The organism is Pseudomonadota bacterium, assembly GCA_026388275.1.
Taxonomy (GTDB): Bacteria; Desulfobacterota; Syntrophorhabdia; order Syntrophorhabdales; family Syntrophorhabdaceae; genus JAPLKB01.
In genome coordinates this window covers 1-10,705 of sequence record JAPLKB010000044.1, presented here as the reverse complement: position 1 = coordinate 10,705, position 10,705 = coordinate 1, and the positions used below count along the sequence as shown (strand labels likewise).

General features: G+C 44.1%; 9 protein-coding genes. 1 reads left to right on the top strand and 8 read right to left on the bottom strand.

Features of this window, described 5'->3' with window-relative positions:
* Nucleotides 1-645: 645 nt before the first annotated feature.
* From NT010_11380 to NT010_11345, 8 genes are all read right to left on the bottom strand, one after another.
* A complete protein-coding gene (locus NT010_11380; GenBank protein MCX5806649.1) occupies nt 646-1,686 on the bottom strand; it encodes a macro domain-containing protein in 1,041 nt (346 codons plus the stop codon).
* A gap of 17 nt (nt 1,687-1,703) precedes the next feature.
* Nucleotides 1,704-2,345 (bottom strand): DUF4433 domain-containing protein, encoded by a 642-nt coding sequence (locus NT010_11375; GenBank protein MCX5806648.1) that lies wholly within the window; start codon nt 2,343-2,345, stop codon nt 1,704-1,706.
* Between the two features lie 344 nt (nt 2,346-2,689).
* The gene (locus NT010_11370; protein ID MCX5806647.1) at nt 2,690-3,367 is read right to left on the bottom strand and encodes a phenylalanine--tRNA ligase beta subunit-related protein; all 678 of its coding nucleotides are present in this window, start codon (nt 3,365-3,367) and stop codon (nt 2,690-2,692) included.
* A gap of 255 nt (nt 3,368-3,622) precedes the next feature.
* A complete protein-coding gene (locus NT010_11365) occupies nt 3,623-4,777 on the bottom strand; it encodes a hypothetical protein (GenBank protein MCX5806646.1) in 1,155 nt (384 codons plus the stop codon).
* A 546-nt stretch (nt 4,778-5,323) separates the two neighbouring features.
* On the bottom strand, nt 5,324-5,524 hold the full coding sequence (locus tag NT010_11360; GenBank protein ID MCX5806645.1) for a hypothetical protein: 201 nt from the start codon (nt 5,522-5,524) through the stop codon (nt 5,324-5,326).
* A gap of 670 nt (nt 5,525-6,194) precedes the next feature.
* The gene (locus NT010_11355; GenBank protein ID MCX5806644.1) at nt 6,195-6,500 is read right to left on the bottom strand and encodes a hypothetical protein; all 306 of its coding nucleotides are present in this window, start codon (nt 6,498-6,500) and stop codon (nt 6,195-6,197) included.
* A 39-nt stretch (nt 6,501-6,539) separates the two neighbouring features.
* The gene (locus NT010_11350; GenBank protein ID MCX5806643.1) at nt 6,540-7,394 is read right to left on the bottom strand and encodes a substrate-binding domain-containing protein; all 855 of its coding nucleotides are present in this window, start codon (nt 7,392-7,394) and stop codon (nt 6,540-6,542) included.
* Between the two features lie 72 nt (nt 7,395-7,466).
* A complete protein-coding gene (locus NT010_11345) occupies nt 7,467-7,802 on the bottom strand; it encodes a hypothetical protein (GenBank protein ID MCX5806642.1) in 336 nt (111 codons plus the stop codon).
* Nucleotides 7,803-8,177: 375 nt separating this feature from the next.
* Between NT010_11345 and NT010_11340 the strand changes: the two genes are divergently transcribed.
* Complete coding sequence (locus NT010_11340) at nt 8,178-10,028, top strand: PAS domain-containing sensor histidine kinase (protein ID MCX5806641.1); 1,851 nt, start codon at nt 8,178-8,180, stop codon at nt 10,026-10,028.
* Nucleotides 10,029-10,705 lie beyond the last annotated feature (677 nt).

The following is a 10,705-nucleotide window of genomic DNA, read 5'->3' as shown; positions in this document are numbered from 1 at the left end:
AGTCCTCCTTCCGTAACCATCTTCACCGCTTCCTCTCTGAACTCCTTTGTGTAAACTGCATTGGGAATTCTTTTCATTTTGACACCTCCATTGTCGTATTGTACATCAACTTTGGTGTCTACTAAAAACATCTTACGTCACTTTACAGAAAAGGTTGGGATACTCAGAAGTCATAACCCGTTTACCGCCTTTACCATTAGCACTATTCACTATATACTGTTCACTGTTCACTGCCTTTAAATTAATTGTAGATATTTAAGAACAATGTGTCAAGCCATTTCCTAGGGTTCTACAGGGCTGGCGGACGATAGCCACCCTACCCCTATCTAACAAATCAGTTGAGAATGTGTTTTATGAAAATTATTAGATTCACCAAAGTAAGCGGCTTCGCGGTTTCCCGGAAGTAAGAATTACCAAGAGAAAGGGAGGGCTATATTCTTTCAAATGTTATTTAATGTTTTAAGAAAATATTCCTTTATTTATGCGTTCAAGAGTGCCATCAAAAAGTTTATTATTTTTCGTCCACGCCCCCAGGCTATCGACGGAGCCATCCGGGCAGGAAATGGGTGAATAGGCCGAACACGCAAATTCTCTTTATCTGGGGTATCGCTGGTGTCAGTGGCCATGCTATATTCGTGATTCACGCTAATTCTTGATCCATCCTTGCTGTGACAACACGTCGGCCGCAAGCGCAATCTGGCGTCTGGAGAATTGTTTCTTTCTGTCGTTCCAGGCATAAACACGCGCCACCACCTCGTCCAGCGACTGAACAGTTTCAGTGCTAGCGATCCAGTGAATGGTGGACAACAACTCTAAGCCGAAAGGCGACTCGAATCCTTCTACTAAACAGCTAACCCTTTCGATGCGTTCCTGGATCTCAACTTTGCTTTTGAGAAATTCACTGGCATCTTCAATTGCGCCAGGCACCAACTGCAATTGCTTGGCTGGCGCGTCGCCACCATCAGCATAACCGAATACTAGATGCCCCTCGACAGCTTTCAGTTGATGACGCAAATTTACAGCATAGGGCCCGTAAGGGCCCTTAGTGAAGTTCAGTTGTAATGGCTCACCGGCCTGCTGCATAAAATACATTAGTTTATGCACCTCCAACAGTGTTATGAAGGGGTCTAACAGCCCGCAAAGATAACGGTGCATCAGCTTGACCAGCGCCGCTCGCCCTGATGTCATGTGGGGCACATCACTCGAACGATTGGCTCGTGTATCTGCTGACGTGTCGCTTGGCTCGAAAATAACAACTTTAAGGTCGCTGAATTCTCTGAGTGTTGCTTCGATGCGTGGGCGTACCTCAGACCAGCTCAACCCACCTAGTCCGCTGCCCAAGGGTGGAATAGCAATCGACCGGATTTTCCGCGACCGGATTACTTCCACCAGAGCGGCAAGACCGGCCTCTATGTCTTCGATCCGGCTTTTGCCATGCCAGTGACGTTTTGTCGGAAAATTGATAATGTAGCGCGGATTCATCAATTGGTCAGTCTCGTAAATGAACATGCGTCCTGGCCGCACCTCGTTGCGTTTACAGGCAGCGGCATAGGATTTGAAGTTCTCCGGGAAAGCGTTCTTGAACTGAAGCGCAATCCCACGTCCCATGATACCAACACAGTTCACGGTATTGACCAGTGCTTCAGCGGTTTCACTGAGTATGTTGCCTTTCTTGTATTCGATCATATGAAGTTCCCCTCTCTTCAATAATACCACTCAGGTTTAATTACCACAAGCGGTTTATACGGAGCAGCGTCCAAGGCGTTCGTGACATAACCTTGGATTTTTTGTGACAGTACGCCAATACGCGAGACTAATTCCCATGGAAATTGGTGTTCGATCAGAAATTCCGCCTGCTTGCCTTCCTTACAATTCCGCCAGTCAATCGCATGTACCGCATCCCACTGAATCTCGCCGAGTTGTGCGAGGTCACACCGATCTTCAAAATAGCGTGCACCAGCATTCGATAGCGTAAAGGCCCAGCGGAGGCCTCGCGCTTTCGCCCAAGTAACCGTTCGCTGCAAGTCTGACTCCAGATGAATGATGGGTCCTTGTCCATCTCGATAACCCAGCTCCAAATCATTCGCTCGATAAATCATGTATAGCATAATAGACCGTGGACAGAAATAGAACGGCACACAGTCGCCTACATGCAGGTCCGGATGGCTGGTTAGGATTAATTCGTGGAGCCGTCGTTCTTTAATGCCGTTCATACCAATGGTAGTACCTGACGTGGAGCGGCGTGCGACCTCTGCGTCACACCACAGGCCACCGTCTGCGATAATCGAGGGCAGCTTATCGACGTGGACAATATGATAGATCTTTGGCTCGGTGGGTATCGGCATGGTCAATTTCTTTTTTCTCCCATTATTGGGCGGTCAGCGACGCTCATTCAATTATCACTTTCCTCGCTTTAACGATAGGCCACCATCTTGCTATTCCAAAGTTTTCTTTGCCCCACGTCACTATAGGGGTATGGCTTCTTTCAGACACACCGAACCCAAATGTATCCTCACCGCCACCCGCATAAAACTAATTGTGTCCCAATTCTTTTGATATTTCAAGCAAAAACTTCCTGGCAGTCCTGAATGAATGCCACTCGTAACAAAGTATGCCGTCAATCAATACTAGAGGCTTTAGAAGAGGGAGTTATGGCAGCCAAGCGATCGATAGGCACCCGTATGTTTCGTTAGACGAATACCTCTAAACCCTTTACGTTTCCCCCTCCCAACTGGGCCATGGTTTGCGCGGCAACAGTCAATCCTTCCTTGAGATAAATCCCATCAATACCTGGAACAGCGTAGGAATAGAAAAGAACATTGCGCGTATCATCCCTCACTTTTGTTTTTTCATCTGCTCCCTGGCAAAGTACGCAGATGATGTCCTTTTCGTCCCGTAGCACTATTTCTCCTTCTGTCATTATGAATTGGCGACCTCCCATTCCAACACTCGTCTCCCTTCCCTGGGCTACATCGAGCATGAGCCTGCCTTCGATCCGATCATAATCAGTGACCGCCACGAGGATACCTGCACACATCTCGGCCATGAAGTGGGCATCGACCATGAGGTTGTACCTCGGGAACCCGCTGTGAATAGTTCTCTTAAGATGCTGAGGTAGGGGGCACTCGAATCCGAAGCTCTGGAAAAACCTATCATAGACATCGATACGCTGAGAGATATGGGCAAGTGTTTCCCGCTTTCTCATTCTTCGCAGGAGATTTCGCTTGTATTGATCTAATCCTGTGCTGTCGATTAAGAGTCGGCAGTCTGAAATGAGTGTCAACCCAAACGCCACACCCGGGTACTTGACTTTATAGGCCGACGAGATTGAAAAGTCTATCCATGTTGCAATCTTCTTTTCTTCCATTTTAGACCTCGTAGTAAAAAACACTTCACGCAACTCTAACGCAAGGTCGCGAATACGTCTCCGACCATTTCCATTTGTAATATTGCACAATTAAGGGAATCTGTAAAGCGTGGACACAAGAAGCTATACGCGGCTGCCTTCTGCACCATAAGGTGCGAAGCCGCGTGGTTTTGAAAAAACAAGGATTATAGATTGGAAGAGAGTGTCCACTTTATTGGGGGAGGTACGCGATCCGCTAAATGGCATAGTTATCCTTTAAGTGAATTTGATGTCATCATTGTGTATGAAACCAGAAAAGAAAATAGCATCGTCTATCTTATAATAATTAACATGCCAAAAAATGTCGTTGCTGTCTAATCCGGTAATTCGATAATCAGTTTCCAATTTGGTTAAACCTTCTGGGATATTCCTCACAATCGAACTGTTCTTACTGGCTTTGCTATAAACTGGAATATTTGGTCGGCCAAGATCAATATTGTATAGTCTATCTTCGGGACTCTTAATTTGACTCTTTTTCTGGTGAATAGACAATATTATTTCAATAGCCGATGAAAGGACGTATTCAGCTCTATTGTTAATACCATCTTCGTCAAAACATTTAAATTTGTATTTAACAATCCAGTCACCGTCTTTATCGAAACGGAAAACAGGTGGAGTTAGACGCCACACATTCCAAAAAGTGTTTGTATCTACGCCGCTTTTTATTAAGTCCATTTCAAGAGTACTATGATCAAATACAATATAATCACAATGGTTATTGACCTTCTCTTCGATATACTCTGGATTTTTAGCCCAAAAAGGAGCTTTGGGTCCGTAAAGCATTAATCCCCAGTTGCCTTTACTAATACTTTTGTCTTTGAATTTTGAAATATCATAATCTTTTTCAATTTCTAAGTATAGAGCTTTACTGGAACAGATGAGGCACTCAGAATAATTTTTTTCGTTAAAGTAATTTTCAGCTTGTTTTAGTAATTCTTTAGCTTCACCATCCCTTAAGAGATCAATCAGGCTAAAAGTTGCAAACCTATTTCCAAAAACAGAAAGAGAAACCTCTTCGAAAAATTCGCCGACTACTACGGAGATTTGTTTAACCTCCTCTTGAGCGGGCTGTATCCCATAATGCTTAGAATTTACCCTGAGTTTATTAAGGCTATTGAGCCTGCTTCGAAAAGGGAGTTCTTTTGGCTCAATTTTTTTATTAATAAGATCAAAATATTTATCAAAAATTGTGTTTATCGGTATATCTGCACTCAAATATTCAGCCACAGATAGGAGAAATAACTCAACTGCATCTTGTAAAAGATTTACACCAACACTCAATTTGATACCTTGCTCTGTCCTTAAATTTTCTGTAGCAAGGGTATATAAATATTTTGATGATAATATTTTATTGATTGTACTACGTTCCATTGGAAAACCTTTTTGTATAAAGAAGAACAATATACCTTATGAAATGATTTTCCTGTATTTTTAATTGAATTTCAAGGTAAATGTTTTAAAATCCATTATAAATTATGTTTTGAAATCAAGTAGATGTAACAGTCAGTCCATGAACTCCGTTACAAGAAGCTCTACCCTTCAGGCAGAAACCGTGCAGTATCAACTTCGGGGAGTAACTTTAATGCCGAAGTGATTTTAATCTATTCAATCCATCTTACAAAGTTTTCCAGGCCCTCTCCGGGCGATTTGAAATTATTAATAGGGCTGTTTTGGTCAGGATAACCAAGGGCAACACCTATAACTACATTCTTGTTTTTATGAACATTATTAGATTCACCAAAGTAAGCGGCTTGGCGGAAGTAAGAATTACCAAGAGAAAGAGAAGAATATTTCTTCCCGATATTATTTAATGTTTTAAGAAAATATTCCTTTTTTTACGCGTTCAACAGTGCCATCAAAAAGTTTCTTATTTTTTAAAGAACGCCCCTTCTACGTTCCCTTGGTTATGCTGTTCTTTCAAAAATCTTGCTTTTTATTTGAGTTGAAAGTTTGACAAAAATGTGAGGGATAGAGATAATCCTCACCTGATTCATCAATAATCCTCACCTGATTGTGACGTTCAGCCTCCTTATCCGAGATATTTTCATACAGTTTCCGTATCTCCAAGGATGCTTCGTAACCTTCATTGTCTATGCAAAGCAAAAATTTGTGTTTCATAATCTTCTACTCCAAATATTTTTTAACTTTTATTTCCTTCCTTCCCTTACCGTGCCCTTCGTACCAATGTAACTCTGCAATTTTTACAGCGCCATCTGACAATCTAATCTTTGCAACTCCTTTACGTTTTCTCCATGTTGTTTTCCCATAGAAACGATTCAGCCTTCGCAGTTAACGAATACTGTAACCTGAAGCAATTGTTTCGATCCACAGAATATCGCCGATAATCTCAAAATGCATTGACATATAAAGATATTATAGCCTAACAAAAATTATTTTAATAGTGCATAACAATTAAAATATGATGCTTGTTTTTTCTGCTTTCTGATATGATATTCCCAGTTTACAAAAAAGGCAATTTAATAATTTATTAATATCATAGGATAATTAGAATAGTTACCATCCGGAAACCTCGGATGTGAAACTATCGGTTTCCGAGTCGGAAAGGAAGTTTTTTTCGTTCCGGCAAGGAACTCAAGGGATTGCGCGGAGATGTACAACATGCACGTCGCACAAACAAGACCGCAAATTGACGCTGCAGGGGCGGAAAAGGACCCTTTCCGGACGGAAACTAGAATAACTCATTTGTATGAAAGTCGCTTTTAGTCGGTAATATCAGGAAAAGCGACTTTCGTTGGCGAATTCATCTCCAAAGCTTCAACTCAATGAGCTATTCGATGACTGTTCCTTTGCCGGTCTTCTGATGCTCAAGCACGACATGTTCGGCGAATGCCAATCTCCCCTGGGAATTGGCCTGGAATCCACGCAAGTTGCACCAACCGGTAAATGTTTCCGGATCGATGTCTACGCGAACAGCGATATTGCCGGCATCCTTAATCTTTTCGCATTGCCTTGTGACAAGAGCTTTCCAGTCTTCAAAAGTGGCGGGCATATTTTCGGAATCAATAAAGATCGCAAGCGCCCTGCGGTAAGCAAACTCATCGTTGAACCAAACAACTCCTATAATATCGTTCATTCTGGCACTCCTTTCTGTTCCTTCTATTCTTGGCCGAACTTACTCATGCGCAGCGTTGTGGCGACCAGCCGGCCACCATGTTTGCTGGTCAAAATCAGGATAGCGAAATGCACGAATCCTGGCTTGTGTCGCCGGGGCGATCAGAAAATTCTGGAACGCTGTGGCACCGTCAGCGTTCACACCCGGTACTTTCTTAGAGTTGACCACAACAGCGACCATGATCCGCTGAAAAATAGGGTCCTGAACGACCAGGGGTTCAAGATCGAGAGGCCCCTGGCGTTTCAGTCGCAGGAACGGCGGCAACCCCCAGAGCACATATGCGCCCTTACCAGCGGCATCCCGGGCAGCTCGTGATCCTTCCGATTTGAGATCGAGATACCAGCTTCCTTTTTCCTGGATACCAGCGCTTCTCCACAGGGTTTCCTCAAGGTATTTTGCGGCCGCACCATTGTTTGTCAGGAAATACGATTTGCTCTTTGCAATACGGCGAAATGCTTCTGCTGCATCGGTGAGGTTACGGATGCCTGCCGGGTCACTTGGCGGCCCAAGCAATACTATCTGGTTCGCAAAAACAGGATGCGGCCACAACCCCAGCCCCTCAGTTACAAACGATTTGGTACCCTCATGCCCGTAATGCGAGATCACCAGATCGGCCTTCCCTGCCCGAGCGACAGCGTAGGGATTATCGCCTGAATACACAATCTCTGCGCGCAGGCCTGTCTGTTTCTGAAAGTCAGGCAACAAAGGCCGGACCACATCATCCGGCACGACAACCAACGCGATGCGGACGGCGCCGCTTTCAGAGAAAGCCGGGGGACTAGGAAAAAACGCTACGGCAGTAATCACCAGGATTGCCGTCCACCACATCCATTTACTGTTATTCAATGTTCTCAAGGAACCCTCCATTATAACTTTTCGTATTTGTTAGTGTATGAAAATGATTACATGCCTGCTTTGCCACACAGTTCACTTAGATACTGAAACAGGCCTTGTTTTAGTAATGCACGTCGCCTCTGAAATAGCCTTGTTTTTAGAGGAGATAACCTTGATGCTATCTCCCACGTTTAACTCCCTGAGGCCGGCACACTCCTTTTTTCCATGACGTTGATAATGGAAATCAATGGGGCCTTCCTGAGTCTGGACGGTAAGAACATGTGCCGCCAATGATTTGGCTTTTATGATTCCCGTGTATTCGTAAGATTGTTGTTTAGTCTGGGGTTCCGCGCTTTTGACCTCAAAAGAGAAAGCAAATACAAACAGTATAGCTGCGATGGTAATGAAAAGTTGTTTTGCCCTGTCCATGATCCTTTCTCCTCTTACCCTTCTATTGCGGATTGTGGGTGCCAATACTCGCCATATCGTCTTCCTATGGAGCGGTAATGGCATTCTTGGGACCCAACGACAAGCTTATATTGATTATCATCTGTGCGACGGATTTTCAAGCAAAATGTCGCTGTGTCTTTGGGCCGGTTCAGCGAGTAGACTATGTGAACACCTTGAATGGTTCGTACGTTCTTAAATAAGTAAATATCTTCCTCCGGCAAAAGCAGGCGAGGCATACGCCAATTAACTTAATGTGAAGAGGGAGTCAGCCATTGATACTTTTTTTTAAATGAGGGAAGATATATATTAAAAAATATCTTATAATAGGAACAGGTTCCAAAGGGAAATCATACTATGGAAGAAAACCGACAAGGAAAAATATCCGATACCGAAATGACTGAAATAACTCAAAACAACAATAGTCTGCAAGAATGTCCCGCAGAATTGAAACAGCTTGAAACCGCTCTCAAGGAAAGCGAAACCAAATTCAGAAATATCGTTAACAACGCCATAGAAGGAATATTCCAGACAGATCATGAAGGTCGTTTCACACACGCCAACCCTTCCTTCGCCCTCATACACGGATACGCTTCCCCTGCTGAAATCAGAAATTTGATTTTCGCCAGGGATCTTTTTGTGGATCTATCGGACCATAAAAGACTGATAAACCTTCTTCGCACGTCCAGCTCCGTTCAAAGCTTTGAAGCCCGACTGAGAATAAAGAACGGAAACATACACTGGGTCTCCATGAACGTTATGGTATTTCGTGATGGAAACGGCAAAGCCCTTTCGTATGAAGGCACGATGCTCGACATCACGGAGCGCAAAAAGGCAGAGGAAGCGCTTTCAGAAAGCGAAGAGAGGGGCAGGGTCGTCCTCGAAAATTCCAACGACGGTATTTCGATGCTCCAGGGCGATATATGCCGATACGCGAACAAACAATATATTAAAATGTTCGAGTTTGACAGCTTCGAAGAGGTCGTCGGAAAATCAATAAAATCTACTATCCATCCCGATAATGTTGAGATGGTAACGGACATCATAAACAGGCGGCAGCGGGGTGAGCCGGTGCCGTCACGATATGAATTCAAGGGGATTACGAAAAAAGGAAACACACTCTATGTAGAAGTATCAGCCGCCAATATCACATTTAGGGGCAGGCCCTTCAATCTTATCTACCTCAGAGACATTACGGAAAGAAAACGTGCCGAAGAATCGCTCATGCAGTCTCACAAAGAACTGGAGCGGCTGAACAAGGCAAAAACCAAGGCAGTGAATCATATCTCCCATGAACTAAGAACGCCTATCTCGGTTATTCAGGGAAATGTCAAACTCCTGAAACGAAAGTTCGAAGATGCATTGACCCCTGCCCTCGAGAACATTATCAACGCTCTGGAGAGAAATACGGAACGTCTTGTTGAGATATCACATGAGACTAATGAGATATTCAGGGTATCTCAGGAAGTTGAGGCAGGAATGGTCCTCAACGATATTGACCGTCTTCTGGAGAGGATGGAGGATCTTTCGGAAATACCGGAAGAGATACGTCTGCACTGGGAAGCCCTCAAACAATGGACAAACAGATACCTTGGCGGCAGTCCCGGATTATCTCAGTCCATAGACCTTCATACATTTATTGTTTCCATGCTGGAAAAGATAAAACGGACTGTTGAGCACCGCAATCTGCAATTTAAAGTAGAAGGAGATGTCGGCCTTTATATTTTCATGGACCCTTTTATCCTCAGGGGGGTTGTTGAAGGTCTCATCAAAAATGCCGTGGAGAATACCCCGGATGGCGGAATCATTGAAATAATATCGTACCAGAGAGATACCGGAATTTTTCTTCAAATATCTGATCGTGGTATTGGCATCACTGAGGAAAATCAGGGCTCACTCATGGACGGCCTCTTCCACACAGAGGAAACCGATTACTATACAACAAAAAAACCTTTTGAATTCGGGGCTGGCGGGAAAGGCCTTGAACTTCTCCGAATTAAACACTACGCCGAGCGTTACGGGTTTGACATTTCGCTCAGGAGCACGCGATGTATATACATACCTACCGATAGAGATGTCTGCCCAGGGAATATTGCCAGGTGCAGCCATTGTAAGACTGTCGATGATTGTATAGAATCAGGCGGAACAACATTTACCGTAACGTTTCCTGTCGGGAACAATACCGGCGTTATCGATGAAAGAAAATAAGTTCAGTCTTTTTCCTGAGGGATCTCTCTACTCGCACTCCTCAACATACTGGAAATCTATCCCTCTGTTTCTTTCCGCGGAAAGGACGGAGTTATTTAATTCCCTAAAGAATGTCTCCACTAAAATAATATATATAAATCAGGTTGCACGGATGTTTTTATAATATTCCGGTGGCATTATAGCGGGAGGCGGTTAAAGTTTGCTGCTCAAATTAAAAGGAGATGCATTTGCATCTCCTTCTTTATTATCACACTTTAAATTTTTGTTATTTGCTTTGTGTGTTCTACCTCCCTCCTTCAGGCCTTCCTTGAGGCTGAGCGGGCTGCGGTGGATGCTCTTGAGGCTGCTGATCTTGAGGTGGTTTCTTGGGATCATTGACCTGAGGCGGCTGATCTTGAGGTGGCTGGACCTGAGGTGTTCCCTGAGGTTGCTGACCTTGAGGTGGCTTCTTAGGATCATGGACCTGAGGCGGCTGATCTTGTAATGGCTGACCCTGATGCCTTTTTTGATACTGTTCTTCTCTTTGACGTCTCAGTTCCTGCCTTTGTTGTTGGGGTCGAGGCTGATAGTTCTCTACTCCCCAGCGTTTTTTGCTTTCCCAATAACGATTATCTTGCCAGCTTTTCCAATTCTGCTGAAGTTCCAGGTTAGGAATCCGTTCATAATTCCACCGATGT